Source organism: Bradyrhizobium sp. P5_C12 (assembly GCF_054049735.1).
In genome coordinates this window covers 44,242-64,045 of the sequence record NZ_JBFULU010000007.1, presented here as the reverse complement: position 1 = coordinate 64,045, position 19,804 = coordinate 44,242, and the positions used below count along the sequence as shown (strand labels likewise).

Genomic DNA, 19,804 nt, shown 5'->3' with positions numbered 1-19,804 from the left:
CGCCAACAATCCGTTGACGATTCGCAAGTCCCACTGGAAATCCGTCGCCGTTCTTCCTACGTTCGCTGCCATACCCATCGGCGCCGATCCCGGTTCCGGGCAAAGCGCGCCTACAACGTTGGCGCGATCGCGCGCCGTTGGGATTCCTTGAGGACCACCAGGATGGATGAAGTGATCAAGGCGAAGCGCCAACAACAGAACGCGGGATCACACCTGCGCGCAATTACGATCCGTGGCGCGCGCGAGCACAACCTCAAGAATGTCGACGTCGAGATTCCCCGCGACAAGCTCGTGGTGTTCACCGGCCTGTCCGGCTCCGGCAAATCCTCGCTCGCCTTCGACACCATCTACGCCGAGGGCCAGCGCCGCTACGTCGAGTCGCTCTCGGCCTATGCCCGCCAGTTCCTGGAGATGATGCAGAAGCCGGACGTCGACCAGATCGACGGCCTGTCGCCGGCGATCTCGATCGAACAGAAAACCACCTCGAAGAACCCGCGCTCCACCGTCGGCACCGTCACCGAGATCTACGACTACATGCGGCTGCTCTGGGCGCGCGTCGGCGTGCCCTACTCGCCCGCCACCGGCCTGCCGATCGAGAGCCAGACCGTGTCGCAGATGGTCGACCGCGTGCTGGCGCTGCCCGAGGGCACCCGCCTCTATCTGCTCGCGCCGGTCGTGAACGGCCGCAAGGGCGAGTACAGGAAGGAGCTCGCTGAATGGCTCAAGAAGGGCTTTCAGCGCGTCAAGATCGACGGCACCTTCCATGAGCTTGCCGAGGCGCCGACGCTCGACAAGAAATTCCCGCACGACATCGACGTCGTGGTCGACCGCATCGTGGTGCGGCCCGACATCGGCCAGCGTCTCGCCGAAAGCTTCGAGACCGCGCTGAAGCTCGCCGAGGGCCTCGCCGTCGTCGAATTCGCCGACGCGCCGGCGACGGCTCCGGCCGAAGAGAAAAAGAAGACCGCAAAGATCCACGACAAGAGCGGGCCCGAGCGCATCCTGTTCTCGGAGAAGTTCGCCTGCCCGGTCTCCGGCTTCACCATCCCCGAGATCGAGCCGCGACTGTTCTCGTTCAACAATCCCTACGGCGCCTGCCCCGCCTGCGGCGGCCTCGGCGTCGAGCAGCATGTCGACGAAGACCTCGTCATCCCCGACAAGGAGCTCGCCATCGGCAAGGGCGCGATCGCGCCCTGGGCCAAATCGTCGTCGCCCTACTACGTGCAGACGCTGACGGCGCTCGGCAAGCACTACAAGTTCACGCTGACCACCAAATGGAAGGATCTGCCGAAGAAGACGCAGAACGCAATCCTCCATGGCTCGGGCGAGGACGAGATCAAGTTCTCCTACGAGGACGGCGTCCGCTCCTACGACACCAAGAAGCCGTTCGAGGGCGTCATCACCAACATCAACCGCCGCTATCGCGAGACCGAGAGCGAGTGGGCGCGCGAGGAGCTGGCGAAGTATTTCCATGACGTCCCCTGCGAGGCCTGCAAGGGCTTTCGGCTGAAGCCGGAGGCGCTCTGCGTCAAGATCGGCGGCAAGCATATCGGCGAGATCTCGGAGTTGTCGGTCAAGCGCGCCGGCGACTGGTTCGAGACCGTGCCGGAGGCGCTGAACGCGCAGCAGAACGAGATCGCGGGCCGCATCCTCAAGGAGATCCGCGAGCGCCTCACCTTCCTGCTCGACGTCGGCCTCAACTACCTCACCCTGTCCCGCTCCTCCGGCACGCTGTCGGGCGGCGAGAGCCAGCGCATCCGCCTGGCCTCGCAGATCGGCTCGGGCCTGACCGGCGTGCTCTACGTGCTGGACGAGCCCTCGATCGGCCTGCACCAGCGCGACAACGCCCGCCTGCTCGACACGCTGAAGCGGCTTCGCGACCTCGGCAACACCGTGATCGTGGTCGAGCACGACGAGGACGCGATCCGTTTGGCGGACTACGTGCTCGACATCGGCCCCGGCGCCGGCATGCATGGCGGCCACATCGTCGCCGAGGGCACGCCCGCCGAGATCATGCGCAACCCGAAATCGCTCACCGGCAGATATCTCACCGGCGAGCTCGAGGTCGAGGTGCCGGAGCGGCGCCCGCCGAACCATCGCCGCACCATCAAGGTGGTCAACGCGCGCGGCAATAATCTCAAGAACGTCACCGCCGAGATTCCGCTCGGCCTGTTCACCTGCGTCACCGGCGTCTCCGGCGGCGGCAAGTCGACGCTCCTGATCGACACGCTCTACCGCGCCATCGCCCGCAAGCTGAACAATGCCAGCGAAGGCGCCGCGCCGCACGATCGCATCGAGGGCCTCGAGCACATCGACAAGATCATCGACATCGACCAGTCGCCGATCGGCCGCACCCCGCGCTCGAATCCCGCGACCTACACCGGCGCCTTCACGCCGATCCGCGAATGGTTTGCCGGGCTCCCGGAAGCGAAGGCGCGCGGCTATGAGCCCGGCCGCTTCTCCTTCAACGTCAAGGGCGGCCGCTGCGAGGCCTGTCAGGGCGACGGCGTCATCAAGATCGAGATGCACTTCCTGCCGGACGTCTACGTCACCTGCGACGTCTGCAAGGGCAAGCGCTACAACCGCGAGACGCTCGAAGTCCTGTTCAAGGGCAAGTCCATCGCCGACGTGCTCGACATGACCGTGGAAGAGGCCGCCGAGTTCTTCAAGGCCGTGCCGCGCGTGCGCGAGACGTTCCAGACCCTGCACCGCGTCGGGCTCGACTACATCCATGTCGGCCAGCAGGCGACGACCCTTTCGGGTGGCGAAGCGCAACGCGTCAAGCTCGCGAAAGAGCTGTCAAAACGCGCCACCGGCCGCACGCTCTACATTCTCGACGAGCCGACCACCGGCCTGCACTTCCACGACGTCAAGAAGCTGCTGGAAGTGCTGCACGAGCTGGTCGCGCAGGGCAACACGGTCGTCGTCATCGAGCACAATCTCGAAGTCATCAAGACCGCCGACTGGGTCATCGACCTCGGCCCCGAAGGCGGCGACGGCGGCGGCGAGATCGTCGCCTGGGGCCCGCCGGAGGACATCGCGAAAGCGCCGCGGAGCTACACGGGCAAGTTTTTGGAGCCGGTGCTGAAGAAGGCACGGAAGCCGAAGCGGCGAAGCACGAGCGAGGCGGCGGAGTAGGTTCGCACCTGGAATGTGCCGACGCATGTGCCTGAGGGAGACCGAATTTGCCTGCCGGACTTGTGCAAACCTATCGCGCGTTCGCCCACAATAATGCCTGGGCGAACCATCGGCTGCTCACCGCCTGCGCCGCGCTGTCTCAGGCCGACTTCGAAGCCGGGCGGACCGGCTTCTTTCCGAGCCTGCAGCGCACGCTGAACCACATCTATGTCATCGACCTCTTCTATGTCGATGCGCTGGAGGGCGGGTGGCTCGGACCTGCCGCCTGGAAGAACGAAGTGCCCTACCCTTCGCTTGCCGCGCTGAAGCCCGCGCAAGCCGCAATCGACAAGCGGTTGATCGCCATCTGCGATGCACTGACGCCCGAGCTCCTCAACGGTGCGGTGAAGATCAACCGCGACACCCAGGTCCAGAGCGAGCGCCGCGACCGGTTGCTGATGCATCTCTTTCAGCACCAGATTCACCATCGCGGACAGGCGCACGCCATGCTGTCCGTAACGGCAGTTGCGCCGCCTCAGCTCGACGAATTCTTTGCGGAAGGAGAAGCGCCGCTCCGGGCCGGCGAGTTCGCCGATCTCGGGTGGACCGAGGAGACCGTGTGGAGCTCCTAGACGCGGAGCACGAACGAACGAGTTCAGGGTTTCTGGTCTATGAGCTGGTCAGGAACTCCGGCGGCACATGGTCGGTCAGCCACACCCCGTTGTCTGCACGGTAAAACTTGAATCCCTTCACACGCATGCCGCCTGCGTCGACCTCGAAGATGTGCGGCTTGCCGTGGCGCTGACCAACGCGCTGTGCCGTCGCCTTGTCGGCGGACAGATGCACCTGCTGGCGCGCTTGCGGCTTCAAGCCCTCCGAAAGGATCGCTTCAACAAACCGCGTCGCCGTCCCGTGATACAGGACTGAGGGGGGCTCCTGGGCCGGCAACCCAAGCGCCACCGGGACCGAGTGCCCTTGCGCGGCACGGATGTTGCGCCCGTCAGCCGAAACCGAGAACCGCTTCTTGTCGCTCATCGCGACGACGTTGAGCAGATCGGTCCGGTCGAACGTCGTCCCTGTCGCATTGGCTTTTTCAACGAGTTCATCGATATTGGCCCAGCCATCCGTGCCAAGCGTCAAGCCGATCTCATCGGGCCTATGCCGCAGCACAAGGCTCAGAAATTTGCTGAGGTGAATCTGATCGACCGGCATCTTTGCATTCCCGTTTCGCTCTTGTACATCCGGCTACGAATGACGACCAGACCTTCAGGAACCAATGCCCTACGCCCTCGCCATCTTCGATCTCGACGGCACGCTCGTCGACAGCTTCCCGTGGTTCCTGCGCACCATCAACGGCGTCGCCGACCGCTTCGGCTTTCGCCGCGTCACGGAGGAGGATGTCGAGGGGCTGCGGCACGCCACGTCGCGCGAGATCCTCAGCCGGCTCGAGGTGCCGCTGTGGAAGCTGCCCGCGATCGCGCGGCATGCGCGGCGGCTGAAGGCCGAGGCTGCGGCGGAGATTTCACTGTTCGCGGGCGTCGAGGCGATGCTGCGGACGCTGGCCGAAAACGGCGTGCAGCTGGCGCTGGTGACATCGGACAGCGAAGCCAATGCGCGCGAGAAGCTGGGCGAGGCCGCCGCGCTGTTCTCGTACTTCGATTGCGCGGCCTCGCTGTTCGGCAAGCCCGCGAAATTCCGCCGGGTGATCCGGCGCGCCGGCGTAGACCCGAGCCGCGTGATCGCGATCGGCGACGAGGTCCGCGACATCGAGGCCGCGCGGGCCGTCGGCATTGCCTGCGGTGCGGTGTGCTGGGGCTATGCCGCGCCGGCGGCGCTGCGGGCGCTTGCGCCCGACCATATCTTCGCGCAGATGGACGAGATTGCGGACGTGGTCTGCCGGATTCCGCTAAAGGCCTGATCCCGGCATCCGCACATCCAGGGAGACGGTGATGGCGCTCACGGAATCAGCCCGCCTGAAGCTGCTGGCCCCGCCCGTCGGCCGGGTCCGCGTCGTGCTCGACACCTACAACGAGATCGACGACCAGTTCGCGCTCGTGCAGATGCTGCTGTCGAAGGATCGGTTCGATGTCGAGGCGATCTACGCCGCGCCGTTCTTCAACACCCGCGCGGACAGCCCCGGCCACGGCATGGAGCTGAGCTATCAGGAAATCCTGCGCCTGCTGGAGCGTCTGAACATCGCGCCGGAAGGCCTGGTCCATCGCGGCGTCACCGCCTATGTCGGGCCCGCCAAGGCCGCACGTGAGGCACCCGCCGTCGACGACCTCGTGGCCCGTGCCCGCGCGGGGTCGCCGGACCATCCGCTGTATGTGGTCGCCATCGGCGCCATCAGCAACGTCGCCTCGGCGCTGCTCAAGGCGCCCGACATCACCGACCGCGTCGTCGTCATATGGCTCGGCGGCCATGCGCTGGAATGGCCGCACACGATCGAGTTCAATCTCAAGCAGGACGTCGGCGGCGCCCAGGTGCTGCTCGACAGCGGCGTGCCGCTGGTGCTGGTGCCCTGCAAGGGCGTCACCTCGCACCTTCACAGCACGGTGCTGGAGATCGAGCGCCATGTCGAACCGCACGGCAGCATTGGCGCATTCCTCGCTCAGAGATTCAAAGAGTATTCGTCCGATCATCTGGGGTGGGCGAAAGAAATTTGGGACATGGCGCCCGTCGGCTGGCTCCTCAATCCCGATTGGGCGCCGAGCGTGATCATTCCGGCCCCGGTCCTGACCGAGCAGATGACCTGGAGCATCGACCGCAGGCGGCATGCGATCCGCTACGTGACCTATGTGGATCGCAATCCGATCCTGAAGGATTTTTTCCTGAAGCTGAAGGCGTTTGCCGGATCGAAATAGGGCTCAGTGCCGTAGGGTGGGCAAAGCGAAGCGTGCCCACCATTGCGTTCCGAAGCAGCGGAGGTGGGCACGGCGCGTTGCGCCTTTGCCCACCCTACGCACCTACGCCACCCCTACTCCGTCCTCCGCAAGAACGCCCCGAACGCGCGCGGGCCGTCGCCGGTCTTGACTTCGCCCACGACCTTCAGCTCGGCCGCGTCGATGATGCTGAGCGTGTTGCTCTCCCAATTGGCGACGATGATGCGCCTGCCGTCCGCGGTCACCGCAATCCCTTCCGGGTAGTCGCCGACGGTGATGCGCTTGACCGGCTTCAGCGTCGCCAGATCGAACACGCTGACGGTGCCGCCATACTGGTCGGTGACGAAGCCGCGGCCTTGCGCCAGCGCCACCGCATAGGGCCGCATCCCGACCGGCACGCGGTCGATCTCGCTACCCCCGGCGATGTCGATCACGGAGACGTCGTTCGAGCCGACATTGGCGGTATAGGCGCGCTTGCCGCCGGCATCGATGGTGACGCCGAACGGCCGTGTGCCGACCTTGATGATCGCCTTGCGCGCGCGCGTCGCGGTGTCCACGACGGAGACGCTGTCGTCGTCGCGGTCCGCCGAAAGCAACAGCCTGCCATCCGGCGTCACCGCCAGCCCGGATGGCGAGGCGCCGACGGCGATGCTCGCCACGACGCTGCGCGTCGCCGCATCGATCACCCGCACCGCCGCCGCGTACCAGTCCGCGACATAGACCGTGCTGCCATCGGGTGCGACGGCAATGCCGAGCGGCCCACCGCCGACCTCGATCCGCCCCATCACCTGGCGCTGCACCGCATCCACCACCGTCACCGCCTTGGCATCCGGGCTCGTCACATAGGCAAAGCGACCGTCCGGGCTGACCGCCACGCCGGCCGGCTTGCCGCCGATCGCAATGGTCGCGACCGCGCGCGAGGTGGCGAGGTCGACGACCATCAGGTCGTCGCTGAGCTGGTTGGTGACGAAGGCCTCTTCCGCGGATGCCTGCGCGATGCTGGCGGCAAGCGCCGCCAGAACCAGGGCTCGCACGGTCAGCTTCCGCTCTCGATCTTCTTCTTCAGCGCCTCGAGGCCCGTCTGGTAGAGTCCCTTCACCGCCTTCACCGCGGCCTCGTCGCTCAGCTCCGGCGGCGGATCGTTGTTGGGAAAGCCGCGGTAGAACGCGCCGGCCCATTCCAGCGTCGAGCCCTTGCCGTCGGCGCTCGGCGCCACCGTCAGCGTCGAGGAATAATTGGTGACCGGCAGCACCTTCACGTCGACGGCGGTGATCCGGTAGGAATAGGTCATCGCGGCGGCATCGAACTTGTAGAGCTCCTCGTCGACCGTGGCGCCTCCCGTCAGGGTCAGACGCCTTGTCGCGCCAATCTCGTTGCCCTTCTCGCCCTCGGTCTTGGTGACCGGCGGGAGCCAGCTCATGTCCTGGAAATTGCCGATCGCGGCCCAGACCTTGGCCGGGGCTGCGTTGATCTCGATGGACTCCCGCACCTTCTGCCGGGTCGGCCCGTGAGCCCAAACCGGCTCAAACGCGGCCGTCAGAGCTATCCCCGCCACCGCCAGCGCCGCCACCCCGGCGACCGCCGTTCCGATCGTCATCCTCATACCGTTTCCTCACTCTTGAATCTGCGCGACTTGAGGCGCGCTGAGGTCATCGTAGCGCATTTTTGGACCGTGGGGAGACCGGTTCGTGGCACGGCTGTGGCGAGGGTCGATCCCCGCATTCACACCATCGCTTGAGTTGCCCGACGGGCAAAACACGCCAGACCGGGGTCAATGCATCAGGATCAAAACAATTCGCTTTACTAGAATTCGGAATTATCGCATATTTCGGCCATCCCAACCCGGCCGAGGGGCGTTATCGCGATCGTCACGACACGCGGGATGGGACGTGGTGGACGCGGGCGGCGTCGGCGCGAAGGTGGTTTGCAGGGCGGGTCACTCCGTGAGCAGCTACCTGCGCGCACACGACCGGTGCAGCCTGCGTACGGCAAAATCGCGTGGTCCTGGCACCCGGGGTCTGTGTGCCAAGTCTTGCGGTGATGTGTGCTGCCCGACCGGGCTCGCACATCAGCCATCCGCAAGGCGACGGGGGCAATAGTGCATCGCTCCCCGGGGAGAGCGCGACATAAGCCGTAAAACCACTGCGCAGGGAAGGCCGGATGTTTGGCTTCACCTGTATGCCGCTGTGCATCTGTTTCCAGCGCAATTTGCGCACAGCGGACCGCGGGTGCCAGCCGGCACCCGGCCTTCCCTGCGCCCTCGGCACTTGCGAGGTTGGCGACGACAGCAAAGCTCGGGCAGTTCATGCCGCGAGAATGCGAAGCCGCGCGTATGATGTGGGCAGCAATGCAAGATGAATTCGGGCTCGTGCCCCGGACGCAGCGCAGCGCCCCTTCGGCGGTGCGCTGCAGAGCCGGGGCCCATGCAGCGGGAAACGGCACGGCTTCTGGGTCCCGGCTCTGCGCCGCAACGCTCACGCGTTGCAGCTTGTCCGGGACACGAGTGTGAGCGTCGGCTGCGCCCCTCACCTACTCCGCCAGCGTCGCCTCCACGAACCCGCGCGGGTCGTCACAGAACTCGCGCATCAACCGGTAATGGTCAGTCTCTTCCACCGTCACCGGCTCCAGCCCGTATTTCCCGAGCCGCAGCAGCCGCGCGTTGGGATAGGCCATCAGCATCGGCGAATGGGTTGCCATGATGACCTGGCAGATGCGGGAGTCTTCCATGCGTCGCAGCAGCTTCAGGAATTCGATCTGACGCGCCGGCGACAGCGCCGATTCCGGCTCGTCGAAGATGAAGATGCCCTGACGCTGGCAGCGCTCCTCGAAGAAGCGCAGAAAGCCTTCGCCATGGGAGTGCGACAGGAAATCGGGGCCGGCCTGGCCGGCATCGCGTGCGGCCTTGTCGAGATATCGCGCCACCGAGAAGAAACTCTCGGCGCGAAAAAACCAGCCATGGGTGATCTTCGGCAGCCAGCTTGCGCGCAACGCCTTGGAAAGCTGGCCGCCCATCTTCTCCCTCGCTTCGGAGTGATCGACCGGCATGTACCCCTTGCCGCCACCGGCATCGTCATAGCCGGCGAGCGCTGCAATCCCCTCGAGGATCGTCGACTTCCCGGTGCCGTTCTCTCCGACGATGATCGCGATGGCAGCGTCGAAATTGAGCTCGAAATCATCCGGAAAGATGGGCAGGCAAAACGGGTACGCCTCGCGATCGTGAACTTGCGACGGATCGAGCCAGACCCGCTTCAGGTAGGGCGCCGGCAGGTTAATCGTGCGATTGCTTCTTCGGCTCATGCCCGGCTTCCAACCCATTCCGATCGATCTCTTGATCGGAACATATCAAGAACACAATCCTCACGAAAGCTGCATTTGAGAAACATATAGAAACAACTAGACACAAACTCGATCTGCGTCACTTGGAGATAATTCAAACCTCAGATTGTAAGCAGGAACGCCCAAAAGACGCAGCTCTGAGACGATGTGCTGGCATGAGGCCGGCCCCCACCTCGCGACCCGGCAATGATTGACGGACGTCCGGGACCGTAACGCCGCGAGGAATGCGCGATGGTCACAACGTATTTCAGCTACAACTACATTGCGCACAATCTCAAGCAGTCGCTGACGCGGGTCGAACAGCAACCGGACGTGGCGCGGGAGGCCGCCTATTACAAGGCCAACATCGGCAAGGTGAAATCCGTCGACGATTTGATGAAGGATTATCGCCTCTATCACTATGCCATGAAGGCCTATGGCCTCGAAGACATGGCCTACGCCAAGGCCTTCATGAAGAAGGTTCTGGAGAGCGACCTCTCCGACTCCACCAGCTTCGTCAACAAGCTGGTCGACAAGCGTTACCGGGAGTTTGCGGCGGCATTCTCCTTCACCAGCGGCACGAAGCTCGTTGCGCAAACGGAGCACCAGACCGACGACATGATCGGTCTCTACACTGCGACCAAGCAGAACCAGGTCGATACGCTGGATAGCGATTCGGCTTATTACAGCACCCAAATCGGCAACGTCACCAGCGCCGACCAGCTCCTGAACAACGACCGTCTTCGTAACTATGTCTATGCGGCATTCGGGATGGATGAAAGCAAGTGGCCGCGCGACACGATCAGCCAGGTGCTGCGCAGCGATCCATCCGACCCGAACAGCTACGTCAACACCACCTTCACGTCTCAATTGAGCGGCCTCAACGCCCAGCTCACTCAAGCCAAATCGGACGTCACGGCCACCAATCAGAAAATCGCGGACTACACGGCCCAGCTATCACAGCCAGGCGCCGACGTGTCCCAGTTGAACGTGCAGATCCTGGTCGAAAAGTATCATTTGGAAAACTTCACCAAGAGCGTCTCCAGCCTCAGCGACCAGATCGGGACGATTGGCAAGTTCGTCGACCTCGCCAGCGCGTTCGAGTTTGCGCCCGACGGGTCGCTCCCGCCAGGCGTGCCCGCCCAGACGGCGGCAAACGTCACGCTCACGAAGCAGAACTTTGACCACAGCAAGTCCGACGTCTACGCAGACGCAAGCCCACTGAGCGAAGCACTGGCCATCACGCTCTTCAGAGCGGCCGTCGGCAATGTCAAATCGGTCGATACGTTCGTGTCGACATCGGCCGTGTATGATTTTGCGCTGGGCGCCGTCGGCCTCGACCCGGCAACAACCTCGCAAGCCACGATCAAGGCTGTCCTCGAAAGCGACCTCAACGACCCCAAGAGCTTCGTCTATACCCTCAAGGACGATCGGTACGTCAAGCTCGCACGCGACTTCAACTTCGACGCAAAAGGCAATCTGACGACTCCCTTGGTGGCCCAGGACTCGGCTGACGTCCTCGATATTGCGAAGAGCTACGTCATTGCAGCGCTGAGGGACGCAAGCCCCCAGCAGCAGAAGGCAGTTCGCGAGCAAGCCCAGAAGGACGCGACGTCTTATCAGGAAGCCGTCGCAGACATCGGAAGCGTTTCCGACCTGCTCGCAAACCGGAAGGTGATCGATTTCATTCTCGTCGCCAAGGGCCTGGATCCCAAGAAGGTCAGCACCGAATTCCTCACGAAGATCTTCAGCTCCGACCTGAGCAATCCCAAGAGCTTCGCGAACACGCAGAGCGATCCTCGCTTTGCCGAAATCGCGGGGACGTTCAACTTCAACAGCAAGGGCGACGTCGCGCGCCTCCCGATGCTGGGTCCTCAGAAGGGCGATCATTTTCGGGACACGCAGGCGAGCTATCTCCAGCAAAGCCTGGAGCAACAGCAGGGAGATACGAATCCCGGCGTGCGCCTGGCGCTCTATTTCCAGCGCAAGGCGGGCGACATCACGTCGGCATACGACATCCTGGCCGACCGGGCGCTTTCGGAGGTGTTCAGGACCACCTTCGATCTGCCCGACTCGATGGCGGCGATGCCGATCGATCAGCAGGCCAAGTTCGTGGACCGATTCATGAAGATCAAGGATCTGTCCGATCCCGCGAAGGTCGAAAAGCTGCTGAACCGTTTCTCCGCCATGTATGACATCAGAAACAGCGAGAGCACCGGTCAGGGTCAATCTCCCTTGCTCAACCTCTTTCAAGGATCGAGCTCGGGGATAAGCGACTCGACGTACCTGGCCATTGCCAAGCTGCAGTCTCGCTGATGACCGCGCGCCGAGACTAGCCCAGCACCTCGAGCACCAGCTCCATGGTCATCAGCACGGGATTATCGCCACGGATCAGCCGACCCTCCGCAATGCCGCCGGTGTAGTCGATCAGGGCAATGTCGAGCGCAGCTTCCAGCGCGCCCGAAGGGCTAGGCGCGATCGTGCCGGCTGTTATCGCCAGCTCGGTGGCAAACGGCTCGGTCACACCGCCATGGGTGAAGCGCGCACCGATGGTCGAGCCGACACCACCATGGAGCTTCGCGCGGGCAATGCCGTGCGTGCGGCAAAATCCTTCGAGGCATCCGGCAAAATCCTGGTTCGGCCGCAGCCGCAGCGCAAAGGCGCGGCTTGTGGTGCGCGCACCGGTGCTCGCAGCAGGCACCGGCCCGAACAGCTTGAAGTTGGTCTCGGGATCTGGCTCGGCCGCGAACGTCGCTCCATCAATCCCAAAGGCTTGGACCTCGAACGGTTCGGCGACGACCGTCTCGTCCGGCAGCATGTGGCCGCCGCTTGCCTTGCCGTCCGCCTCGGTCCAGAGCCCATGGCAATGAAAGAATGGCGCGCCGTCGCGCAAGCCCAGCGTCATGCTGCCGAGCTTCGTGCGCGTCACGCCCTTCGGCCGATACGTCTCGCTGTAGAACGCGGCGTTCTCGCTGGTCTTCGACAGCGCCGGCATCACATAGGCGAACGGCCCGAGCACGCCGCTGCCAAAGTTCAGCACACCGCCGGCAAATCCCTCCGCCGCAAAGCCGCGGCGCGCGGCCTCCAGCAGCGGCAGGCCCGCTTCAAGCGTGAACGCGAAGGCGCGTCCCCTCGCCTCCACCCACTGGATGCGTTCGGCGGCGGGCGGGCCCGGCTGTTTGATGCTTCGCATGTTACGACGTCAGCCCGCCTTCGTCTTGTCGAGCTCGAGCAGCCCGCGCGCCTCAAGCTCGTCGCGCACCATGCGCTTGGGGATCTTGCCATAGCCTGATTTCGGCAGCGCCTCCCAGAAGAAGAACCGTTTTGGCATCTTGTAGCGCGGCACCTTCGGGAGGAGGAACGCCGCCATCTCCGCCTCGCTCGCGGGCTGTGCGCCTTCACGCGCGACGCAGACGGCGACACCGACCTCGCCCCAGGTCGGATCCGGCACGCCGAGGACCGCAACCTCGCCGACGGCGGGATGCGTCAAAATCTTCTCCTCGATCTCGCGCGGATAGATGTTGGAGCCGCCGGAGATGTACATGTCCGACGCACGTCCCGTGATGTAGAGGAATCCCTCCTCGTCCATATGGCCGAGATCGCCGGTGCGGAACCAGCCGTTGCGGAACGCCTTGGCATTGGCTTCCGGATTGTCATAGTAGCCGGCGAGCACGGCCGGGCCGATCACGCAGATCTCGCCGCTCTGGTTGGCCCCGAGCTCGCGGCCCTCGTCGTCCTGGATCGAAACCTGCATGCCGGTGCGCTCGAAGCCACAGGTGCCGATCCTGGCATGGGGCCCATCCTCGGGATCGTGCAGCGCCGCCGGCAGCACCGTGATGTTGCCGGTGACCTCGCCCAGGCCGAAATATTGCACGATGACCTTGCCGAGCTTCTTCAGCGCAGCCTTCTGATCCTCGCGATACATCGGCGCGCCGGCATAGATCACGTGACGCAGCGCGGAATGATCGTATTTGTCGGCGGCGGGATGCTCGACCATCATCTTCAGGATGGTTGGCACAGTGAAGAGATTGGCGACGCGATGCGCCTCGATCAGGCGGAACGCCTCGTCGATGTCGAATTTCTCGGTCGGCAACAGCACGGTGCAGACGCCACGCGCGGTCTGCACCAGTTGATGCACGCCGGCGCCATGCGACAGCGGCGCCACCACCAGCGAGGCATCGTCTTCGGTGACACCCGGGGTCAGATCGGCGAGATGATTGGTGACGACAAAGCCCATCTGTCCATGGGTCAGCACCGCGGCCTTGGAGCGGCCCGTGGTCCCCGAGGTGAAGAAGAACCAGCAGGGATCGTCATGCTCGACCGCGACGTTCTCGACCGCTGCGCCCGCCTGCGACGCGATGGCTTCCGCAACCGAGGTCTCGCCAAACACGCCCTTGCCGTCGATGCTCCAGGTGAAGTCCAGCGCACCGCCGCTCACAGCCGCCGCGTGCTCGGGAAAATCGACGTGGCACAGAAACGCCTTCGCGCCGGAGGCCTGCGCCAGATAGGTGACCTCATCGGGCATCAGGCGGAAATTGGTGGGGACCCAGACCGCGCCGAGCCGGAACGCGGCGAACATCGAGAAGAACATCTCGTCGCCGTTCTTGGAATGGACGAGGATGCGGTCGCCCTTCGTGATGCCGCGCGCGGCGAGTGCTGCGGCCAGCGCCGAGACCTGCGCATCGATCTCGCGCCAGGTCCAGGATTTGTCGCCCCAGACGAAGCCTGGACGCAATCCATGCCGCCGCGCGTTCTGGGTCAGCATGTGAGCGAGATTCATGACGCGGCGGGACATGCGCAGGGGCTGCATGGGGCTTCCTCTTCGACGGCGGACGGCGCGCAAGCGCGCCGCTGTTTGCGACCCATTTATCGCCATCGCAAGCACGCCTGCAAGGCCGCCAGCCGCACACCTGCCTTACGGCTGCTTGAACGCGAACGGCGTCGCCGTGATCGCCTTCTCCTTGAAGCAGGCCTGCGCGCCGAAGCCGCCGCAAAAGCTCCCGTGCAGATCGAAGCGGACGGTGCGCGGCGCGCCACGCTTCATCGGCTTGACCTTGATCTCGTAATTGCGGACATAACCGTCGAAGACCGGCCGCACATTACCGTCGGGCTGCGTCACCAGGATGTTCATGACACAGCCTCCGGTTCCGCAATAGGTGGTGTCGCGCTCGCCGCATTTGGTATCGCGGAAATCGACGATGTAGTCGTCACGGCCGTCGCCGGTCAGATCGACCTTGCGCACCGTGTCCAGTGCAAAAGTCACCGCGCCGCCGCCCTGGCTCTCGCATTCCTCGTTGGCGTAGCGCAGCGCTGTCTGCACGCCGGGCGGATAGTCGGCCGGGTTGAACGGCTTTCCGTCGTCGGCGCGCGCAACGGTGGCGAGCAGCGTGAGCAGGAGGATCAAATATCGCATTCGCGTTGGTCGTTCGCAGGCTGGCGATCGTTCAGGGAATTTTAAACATGATCGGCGCAACCTCAACCAGTTCTCGCGTACAGAGTGCCGCATCATGGTCAAAGCGCCCGCCCTCCTCCTATTGTCGCTGGCGCTCGCCGGATGCGCCATGGCGCCGCAAGCGCACCTCGCCTCGGATCCCGCCGCCCTCAAGCCTGCACGCTACGCCTGGGATGGCGCCGGCGAGGATCCCAATCGGCCGCGAGCGGCCTCCGAACCGACGCGGACCGCAGCCCGATCCGAGCGCAACAGGTCGCAAGCCGGGCTTCAGCCCTACTCGAAGGAATGGTGGCAGGCGCAGGACGGCATCGAGGCCGAGCAGGACGCCAAGGTCAACCGGTCGCTCGTCATCTGCCAGGGCTGCCTCCGCCCGCAGCAGCAGCCGGAAGATGGGCGGCTCGCCAAAGCGACCGATTGAACCGAACCGCCTTCCCATCGGTCTACCGAGATATGCGCTGACCCCGGCCGCTCCGGCCGGTCGTCGCGCGCCATCATCTCAGGACACTCCATGCTCACCCGTCGGACCTTCGTCGCCGCCTCCCTGCTTGCCAGCATCGCCCCGGCGTTCGCCGAGACCCCTGCTCCCAGCGATCCCGTGACGATCCTGACCGCGATCTACACCCGCGCCGCCAAGGGCAAGGGCGATGGCGGCGGCGCCTTCGTGATCGAGAACAAGGCGGCCAAGAGCAAATATCTCTCCAAGGCGCTGGTGGCCCTATGGGCCAAGGCGGATGCTCACACACCCAAGGGCGACGTCGGACCGGTCGATTTCGATCCTGTCACCAATTCGCAGGAGCCGGACGTGAAGTCGTTCAAGGTTGACGCCGAGAAGATGGAGGCCGACAAGGCGACGGTTGCGGTGACCATCACCGGCCACCGCAACGACCGCAAACCCGCCGACCAGATCGTGCGCTATGATTTCGTGCGCGAGGCCAATGGCTGGAGGATCGACGACATCAAGGGCTCGTCCGACGGCGAAGCCTGGTCGATCCGCAGGATGCTGACGGACTCGCTGAAGAGCTGACCGGAGACGACATGAGCGACGTCATCGACAACAGGGACCATCATCGTTTCGAGCTGGAGGTGGAGGGCCATCTCGCGATCGAACACTACAAGCTCGACGGCAATGTCATCACGTTCGAGCATACCGAGGTGCCGAAGGAACTCGGCGGCAAGGGCGTCGGCTCAAGGCTGGTGCAAGGCGCGCTCGACCAGGTCCGCGCGGCCGGGCTGAAGCTAATCCCGCAATGTCCGTTCGTGAAGGCATGGATCGAGAAGCACTCGGCGTATGCGGATCTTGTGAAGACATGAGAGCACAGGCCCGCCGATCGCGCGGCGGGCCCGGTGAAACCTGCGGCCTATTGCCCGTGCTTCAGCATATCCTGGTCATTCAGATCCCAGTCCTGCCACAGCTGGAGAATGCCAAGGATCACCGCCACCGCGCCGAGACTCGTATGGTAGATCCGGAGAAAACCTTCGCCGGAATAGCCGAGCGCGTAGGGCGAGGCGATGAGCCACAGCCCGACCAGGATCGTCGCCACCTCCTGCCAGCGCTGCAAGGCGACATATTCGAGCTGGCTGAGACCAAAGACGACGAGGCCGATTGCGACCGTGTTCAGGATTATCATCTGCTGTCCGCCGATCGCGGTGTGCTCCTGGATGGGAAACCATGGCGACGCAACAATCAGCGCGCCCAGCACCATTCCGCACCAGTCTTCCCATGTTCGATGAGTATTCAAGAAACCAAAGTCCGACATAGTACCCTCCTGCAAAAGAGGCATACGTTAGCGGCTGGCAATCATGACACTCCGAATGTCTAGCGACCCTGCCGGCCGCATTCGGGCGTATGTCCTCTTGAGGACGTGGGAATCACCGTGGAACTTGCAAGAGCGACGTCGGGGATTATTTGTGGTCGCCGCGCGATGTTCAAACGCAGATCGCACTGCAACTAAGGGCCCCAGGCCTCTGCGCGCCTCGAGACCAGCGCGGCGCGCAGCGCCATGAGGCTGATCGGGACACGCATTTTTCAGATATCTCCCTGCGGCAACCTGCTTTGGTCGCACCTTGTGGCAAGGGCGGCGTCAGGCGCCTAGATCAGGGGACAGGCAGCGCTTCGGAAGGACCCGGCATGGCGGCATCGGTACGCGACAACAAGGATCGAGGCCGCTTTGAACTCGATATCGGCAGCGAGGTCGCCTTCGCCAATTACCGGCTCACGCCGTCAGCGGTGATCATCACCCACACCGAGACGCCGCGCGCGCTGCGCGGCCGCGGCATCGCCTCCGAGCTGGTCAAGGGCGCACTGGAATTGATCCGCCGCGACGGCAAGAAGGTGATCGCCGGCTGCGGCTTCGTCGTCGACTATCTCGACAGGCATCCGGAGGATGCGGATCTCGTCGCCTGAAGCAAAAGGGCCCGCGCGATGGCGGGCCCTGTGCTGCGACCGAGCGATCGGTCAGTGCTTGATCTCAGGCGGCAGCTTGCCGCCATTGGCGGCGAGCTTGGACATCACCTGCTTGTGCAGCCAGACATTCATGCTGGCGGAGTCGTTCATGTCGCCGCTGTAGCCGAGCTCCTTGGCGAGATCCTTGCGCGCGGCAAGGCTGGAATCGATGTCGAGCGCCTTCATGAGATCGACGATCGAGGTGCGCCATTCCAGCTTCTCCTTCTGGGCAGCCACCAGCTTGTCGACGATGGCCGCAACGTCCACGGTCGGTGCCGATGCGGTCGGCGCGGTCCCTGCTGCGGGCGCGCTGCCCGGAGCTGTGCCACCGGCGGGCGCGGCAGCGGCCGGATGGCTACCGAAGATCGCGCCCATGATTTTACCGAAAATGCTCATATCTGCTCCCCGAAATGGATCCGTTGGAAGGGCCTTGAGTGCACTTATAGACGAAGTTTCTGCGCTGCGCCCGCGGTGTTCTGCGAACCGGCAAGCAGCATCAGCTTATCTGCGGCGAAATGACGACCGAATGACACATTCGAGGTTGCACTGCGGCATCGAATCTCACCCGAGCGTGAGGGACAGGACTCGGAATTGGGAGTACGGTTTCGGTTCAGCTCGCGATGCCATCCGGAATTCGCGTCTGGTCGGAATCGCGATCATCCAAGAAAAGCGGCCGCTTGCGCCGTTTGCCGGCGCCGGATTCGGCTGCATGGCAAGGGAGCAAGCCGACCATGGCCACACTCTACCCGGGCAATGTACCCACGATGGCCCCGCCCGCTGAAGCGGCGGGACCAACCATCCGGACCATCCAGCTGTCCGACCTCCACGACGCGCTCCGCCGCGGCTGGGAGGATTTCAAGGCGGTTCCAAGCCACGCCATCATTCTCTGCGTGATCTATCCGGTGCTGGGCCTCGTGCTCGCCCGCGCGGTGATGGGCTATTCGGTGCTGCCGCTGTTGTTTCCGCTCGCTGCGGGCTTCGCTCTGATCGGCCCGTTCGCCGCCCTAGGCCTCTATGAGCTCTCGCGCCGGCGCGAACGTTACGAAGAGGCCAGCGCCTGGGACGCGATGGAGGTGCTGCGCTCACCCTCCTTCGGCGCAATGCTCGGCCTCGGCACGCTGCTGCTCGCCTTGTTCGTGACCTGGGTTGCAACAGCGCAGGCGATCTATGTCGCCGCCTTCGGCTATGAGGGCGTGACCGGAATCTCGGATTTCATGACGCGCGTGCTGATGACCCGGCAAGGCTGGTGGCTGATCGTGATCGGCTGCGGCACCGGCTTCCTGTTCGCGCTCGCCGCGCTGTGCATCAGCGCCGTGTCGTTCCCCTTGATGCTCGACCGGCACGCCGGCGCGTTCGAGGCGATGGTCACCTCGCTCCGCGTCGTCGCCAGGAATCCCGTGCCGATGGCGGCTTGGGGCCTGATCGTCGCGGTGCTGCTGGGGCTCGGCACGATTCCCGCGTTCCTCGGCCTCGCCGTGGTCATCCCCCTGCTCGGCCACGCCACCTGGCATCTCTATCGCAAGGTGATCGTCTCCGATCCCGCTGCGCAGCCGGTGCCGCCTCCGCCGCATCGTCCGCGCAAGCCGGCCGCCGACTTCCCCGCCAATCTCTTCCCCTGGCGGAATCGGACGGACGCCTAACGATCTTGTGACAACCGATCCTGCCCTCGCCTGGGCAGGATCGGGCAATGTCAAACGCCTTGCTTTGGCCGCGGTTAGAACCGAGATTGCCGGGGCCGGGAATGCCACTTCATGGAATCCATTTATTCGAATGACCCCGACGATTTCTCGTCTCGCTCTCGCAGCTTTCGCCCTTACTGTGTCAATCGTCTCGGCTGAGCCCACGCTCGCCGCTGTTGCCTGCGGTTCAGGCAATTTCGACGCCTGGCTCGCGGACTTCAAAACCGACGCCGCCGCCAAAGGGATCTCGCCGCAGGCCATTGCCTCGGGGCTTGCCGGCGTGACGCTCGATCAGGCCGTGCTCAATCGCGATCGCTCGCAAAAGGTCTTCAACCAGACCTTTGAGGAGTTTTCCGGCCGCATGGTGCCGCCGCGCATGCAGCGCGGCTCGAACATGATGAAGCAGTACGGCTCAGTGCTGTCGCGCATCGAGCAGACCTACGGCGTGCCGGGCGAGGTGCTGGTCGCGATCTGGGGTCTCGAGACCGATTTCGGCGTCAATACCGGCAAGTTTGCGACGATCCGCTCGCTCGCGTCGCTGGCCTATGACTGCCGGCGTTCCGAGCAGTTTCGAGCCGAGCTGTTGGATGCCCTGCGCATCGTCCAGCGCGGTGATCTCGCGCCTGGCGACATGCGCGGCGCCTGGGCGGGCGAGCTCGGCCAGACCCAGTTCATGCCGTCATCCTGGATGAAGTACGCGGTCGACTTCGACGGCAATGGCAAGCGCGATCTCCTGCACAACGCGCCCGACGTGCTCGCTTCGACCGCCAACTATCTCGCCGGCTATGGCTGGCAGCGCGGCAAGGATTGGCAGCCGGGCAGCCCGAATTTCGCGGTGCTACAGCAGTGGAACAAGAGCGAGGTCTATTCCAAGACCGTCGCCTATTTCGCGACCCAGCTCGCACGCGCCCCTTAA

20 protein-coding genes are annotated in these 19,804 nt (G+C 64.2%); 11 read left to right on the top strand and 9 right to left on the bottom strand.

Annotated elements, in window-relative coordinates:
- Positions 1 to 162: 162 nt before the first annotated feature.
- Together uvrA and ACXJMY_RS08515 are read left to right on the top strand one after the other, a co-directional pair.
- Positions 163 to 3,138 carry an excinuclease ABC subunit UvrA gene (gene uvrA / locus ACXJMY_RS08520; RefSeq protein WP_456618873.1) on the top strand — a complete coding sequence of 992 codons (2,976 nt, stop codon included), beginning with the start codon at positions 163 to 165 and terminating at the stop codon, positions 3,136 to 3,138.
- Between the two features lie 47 nt (positions 3,139 to 3,185).
- Positions 3,186 to 3,749 (top strand): DinB family protein, encoded by a 564-nt coding sequence (locus ACXJMY_RS08515; RefSeq protein WP_456618872.1) that lies wholly within the window; start codon positions 3,186 to 3,188, stop codon positions 3,747 to 3,749.
- 37 nt (positions 3,750 to 3,786) lie between these two features.
- Here ACXJMY_RS08515 and ACXJMY_RS08510 read toward each other — a convergent pair whose 3' ends face one another.
- Positions 3,787 to 4,329 carry an RNA 2'-phosphotransferase gene (locus ACXJMY_RS08510; protein ID WP_456618871.1) on the bottom strand — a complete coding sequence of 181 codons (543 nt, stop codon included), beginning with the start codon at positions 4,327 to 4,329 and terminating at the stop codon, positions 3,787 to 3,789.
- A gap of 64 nt (positions 4,330 to 4,393) precedes the next feature.
- On the opposite strand from ACXJMY_RS08510, the gene ACXJMY_RS08505 reads away from it, so the two are divergent.
- Together ACXJMY_RS08505 and ACXJMY_RS08500 are read left to right on the top strand one after the other, a co-directional pair.
- A complete protein-coding gene (locus ACXJMY_RS08505) occupies positions 4,394 to 5,035 on the top strand; it encodes an HAD-IA family hydrolase (RefSeq protein ID WP_456618870.1) in 642 nt (213 codons plus the stop codon).
- 31 nt (positions 5,036 to 5,066) lie between these two features.
- Positions 5,067 to 5,981, top strand: coding sequence for a nucleoside hydrolase (locus tag ACXJMY_RS08500; RefSeq protein WP_456618869.1), 915 nt, complete (start codon positions 5,067 to 5,069; stop codon positions 5,979 to 5,981).
- A 113-nt stretch (positions 5,982 to 6,094) separates the two neighbouring features.
- Here the strand turns inward: ACXJMY_RS08500 and ACXJMY_RS08495 are convergent, their stop codons facing one another.
- The 3 genes from ACXJMY_RS08495 to ACXJMY_RS08485 all read right to left on the bottom strand — a co-directional run bounded on the left by ACXJMY_RS08495 (position 6,095) and on the right by ACXJMY_RS08485 (position 9,296).
- A complete protein-coding gene (locus ACXJMY_RS08495; protein ID WP_456618868.1) occupies positions 6,095 to 7,033 on the bottom strand; it encodes a YVTN family beta-propeller repeat protein in 939 nt (312 codons plus the stop codon).
- 2 nt (positions 7,034 to 7,035) lie between these two features.
- Positions 7,036 to 7,602, bottom strand: a complete 567-nt coding sequence (locus ACXJMY_RS08490) for an SRPBCC family protein (RefSeq protein WP_456618867.1) — start codon at positions 7,600 to 7,602, stop codon at positions 7,036 to 7,038.
- Positions 7,603 to 8,528: 926 nt separating this feature from the next.
- A complete protein-coding gene (locus ACXJMY_RS08485; RefSeq protein ID WP_456618866.1) occupies positions 8,529 to 9,296 on the bottom strand; it encodes an AAA family ATPase in 768 nt (255 codons plus the stop codon).
- Between the two features lie 270 nt (positions 9,297 to 9,566).
- Here ACXJMY_RS08485 and ACXJMY_RS08480 point away from each other — a divergent pair, with 270 nt between their 5' ends.
- On the top strand, positions 9,567 to 11,630 hold the full coding sequence (locus tag ACXJMY_RS08480; RefSeq protein WP_456618865.1) for a DUF1217 domain-containing protein: 2,064 nt from the start codon (positions 9,567 to 9,569) through the stop codon (positions 11,628 to 11,630).
- A 16-nt stretch (positions 11,631 to 11,646) separates the two neighbouring features.
- On the opposite strand, the gene ACXJMY_RS08475 is transcribed toward ACXJMY_RS08480, so the two are convergent.
- From ACXJMY_RS08475 to ACXJMY_RS08465, 3 genes are all read right to left on the bottom strand, one after another.
- A complete protein-coding gene (locus tag ACXJMY_RS08475) occupies positions 11,647 to 12,507 on the bottom strand; it encodes a PCC domain-containing protein (RefSeq protein ID WP_456618864.1) in 861 nt (286 codons plus the stop codon).
- A gap of 9 nt (positions 12,508 to 12,516) precedes the next feature.
- On the bottom strand, positions 12,517 to 14,124 hold the full coding sequence (locus tag ACXJMY_RS08470) for an acyl-CoA synthetase (RefSeq protein WP_456618863.1): 1,608 nt from the start codon (positions 14,122 to 14,124) through the stop codon (positions 12,517 to 12,519).
- A gap of 105 nt (positions 14,125 to 14,229) precedes the next feature.
- Positions 14,230 to 14,727: a hypothetical protein gene (locus tag ACXJMY_RS08465; RefSeq protein ID WP_456618862.1), complete on the bottom strand. Its 498-nt coding sequence runs from the start codon at positions 14,725 to 14,727 to the stop codon at positions 14,230 to 14,232.
- Between the two features lie 94 nt (positions 14,728 to 14,821).
- Between ACXJMY_RS08465 and ACXJMY_RS08460 the strand changes: the two genes are divergently transcribed.
- The 3 genes from ACXJMY_RS08460 (at position 14,822) to ACXJMY_RS08450 (ending at position 16,077) form a co-directional block, all read left to right on the top strand.
- Positions 14,822 to 15,184, top strand: a complete 363-nt coding sequence (locus tag ACXJMY_RS08460; protein ID WP_456618861.1) for a hypothetical protein — start codon at positions 14,822 to 14,824, stop codon at positions 15,182 to 15,184.
- Positions 15,185 to 15,274: 90 nt separating this feature from the next.
- On the top strand, positions 15,275 to 15,790 hold the full coding sequence (locus ACXJMY_RS08455) for a DUF3828 domain-containing protein (protein ID WP_456618860.1): 516 nt from the start codon (positions 15,275 to 15,277) through the stop codon (positions 15,788 to 15,790).
- A gap of 11 nt (positions 15,791 to 15,801) precedes the next feature.
- Entirely contained in the window at positions 15,802 to 16,077 is a 276-nt protein-coding gene (locus ACXJMY_RS08450) for a GNAT family N-acetyltransferase (RefSeq protein WP_456618859.1), read from the top strand.
- Positions 16,078 to 16,124: 47 nt separating this feature from the next.
- On the opposite strand, the gene ACXJMY_RS08445 is transcribed toward ACXJMY_RS08450, so the two are convergent.
- Positions 16,125 to 16,523: an SPW repeat protein gene (locus ACXJMY_RS08445; protein ID WP_456618858.1), complete on the bottom strand. Its 399-nt coding sequence runs from the start codon at positions 16,521 to 16,523 to the stop codon at positions 16,125 to 16,127.
- A 371-nt stretch (positions 16,524 to 16,894) separates the two neighbouring features.
- Here ACXJMY_RS08445 and ACXJMY_RS08440 point away from each other — a divergent pair, with 371 nt between their 5' ends.
- Positions 16,895 to 17,170 carry a GNAT family N-acetyltransferase gene (locus ACXJMY_RS08440; protein ID WP_456618857.1) on the top strand — a complete coding sequence of 92 codons (276 nt, stop codon included), beginning with the start codon at positions 16,895 to 16,897 and terminating at the stop codon, positions 17,168 to 17,170.
- Between the two features lie 51 nt (positions 17,171 to 17,221).
- Here ACXJMY_RS08440 and ACXJMY_RS08435 read toward each other — a convergent pair whose 3' ends face one another.
- Positions 17,222 to 17,605, bottom strand: a complete 384-nt coding sequence (locus ACXJMY_RS08435) for a DUF3597 domain-containing protein (protein WP_456618856.1) — start codon at positions 17,603 to 17,605, stop codon at positions 17,222 to 17,224.
- A gap of 335 nt (positions 17,606 to 17,940) precedes the next feature.
- On the opposite strand from ACXJMY_RS08435, the gene ACXJMY_RS08430 reads away from it, so the two are divergent.
- Both ACXJMY_RS08430 and ACXJMY_RS08425 read left to right on the top strand, forming a co-directional pair.
- Positions 17,941 to 18,849, top strand: coding sequence for a DUF2189 domain-containing protein (locus tag ACXJMY_RS08430; RefSeq protein WP_456618855.1), 909 nt, complete (start codon positions 17,941 to 17,943; stop codon positions 18,847 to 18,849).
- A gap of 130 nt (positions 18,850 to 18,979) precedes the next feature.
- A complete protein-coding gene (locus ACXJMY_RS08425; protein ID WP_456618854.1) occupies positions 18,980 to 19,804 on the top strand; it encodes a lytic murein transglycosylase in 825 nt (274 codons plus the stop codon).

What these genes read in the sequence shown, in the direction of transcription:
- uvrA (WP_456618873.1), top strand. Translation starts at nt 163, where the DNA reads ATGGATGAAGTGATCAAGGCGAAGCGCCAACAACAGAACGCGGGATCA.
- ACXJMY_RS08510 (WP_456618871.1), bottom strand. Translation starts at nt 4,329, where the DNA reads ATGCCGGTCGATCAGATTCACCTCAGCAAATTTCTGAGCCTTGTGCTG.
- ACXJMY_RS08505 (WP_456618870.1), top strand. Translation starts at nt 4,394, where the DNA reads ATGCCCTACGCCCTCGCCATCTTCGATCTCGACGGCACGCTCGTCGAC.
- ACXJMY_RS08500 (WP_456618869.1), top strand. Translation starts at nt 5,067, where the DNA reads ATGGCGCTCACGGAATCAGCCCGCCTGAAGCTGCTGGCCCCGCCCGTC.
- ACXJMY_RS08490 (WP_456618867.1), bottom strand. Translation starts at nt 7,602, where the DNA reads ATGAGGATGACGATCGGAACGGCGGTCGCCGGGGTGGCGGCGCTGGCG.
- ACXJMY_RS08485 (WP_456618866.1), bottom strand. Translation starts at nt 9,296, where the DNA reads ATGAGCCGAAGAAGCAATCGCACGATTAACCTGCCGGCGCCCTACCTG.
- ACXJMY_RS08480 (WP_456618865.1), top strand. Translation starts at nt 9,567, where the DNA reads ATGGTCACAACGTATTTCAGCTACAACTACATTGCGCACAATCTCAAG.
- ACXJMY_RS08475 (WP_456618864.1), bottom strand. Translation starts at nt 12,507, where the DNA reads ATGCGAAGCATCAAACAGCCGGGCCCGCCCGCCGCCGAACGCATCCAG.
- ACXJMY_RS08470 (WP_456618863.1), bottom strand. Translation starts at nt 14,124, where the DNA reads ATGCAGCCCCTGCGCATGTCCCGCCGCGTCATGAATCTCGCTCACATG.
- ACXJMY_RS08465 (WP_456618862.1), bottom strand. Translation starts at nt 14,727, where the DNA reads ATGCGATATTTGATCCTCCTGCTCACGCTGCTCGCCACCGTTGCGCGC.
- ACXJMY_RS08460 (WP_456618861.1), top strand. Translation starts at nt 14,822, where the DNA reads ATGGTCAAAGCGCCCGCCCTCCTCCTATTGTCGCTGGCGCTCGCCGGA.
- ACXJMY_RS08455 (WP_456618860.1), top strand. Translation starts at nt 15,275, where the DNA reads ATGCTCACCCGTCGGACCTTCGTCGCCGCCTCCCTGCTTGCCAGCATC.
- ACXJMY_RS08450 (WP_456618859.1), top strand. Translation starts at nt 15,802, where the DNA reads ATGAGCGACGTCATCGACAACAGGGACCATCATCGTTTCGAGCTGGAG.
- ACXJMY_RS08445 (WP_456618858.1), bottom strand. Translation starts at nt 16,523, where the DNA reads ATGTCGGACTTTGGTTTCTTGAATACTCATCGAACATGGGAAGACTGG.
- ACXJMY_RS08440 (WP_456618857.1), top strand. Translation starts at nt 16,895, where the DNA reads ATGGCGGCATCGGTACGCGACAACAAGGATCGAGGCCGCTTTGAACTC.
- ACXJMY_RS08435 (WP_456618856.1), bottom strand. Translation starts at nt 17,605, where the DNA reads ATGAGCATTTTCGGTAAAATCATGGGCGCGATCTTCGGTAGCCATCCG.
- ACXJMY_RS08430 (WP_456618855.1), top strand. Translation starts at nt 17,941, where the DNA reads ATGGCCACACTCTACCCGGGCAATGTACCCACGATGGCCCCGCCCGCT.
- ACXJMY_RS08425 (WP_456618854.1), top strand. Translation starts at nt 18,980, where the DNA reads ATGACCCCGACGATTTCTCGTCTCGCTCTCGCAGCTTTCGCCCTTACT.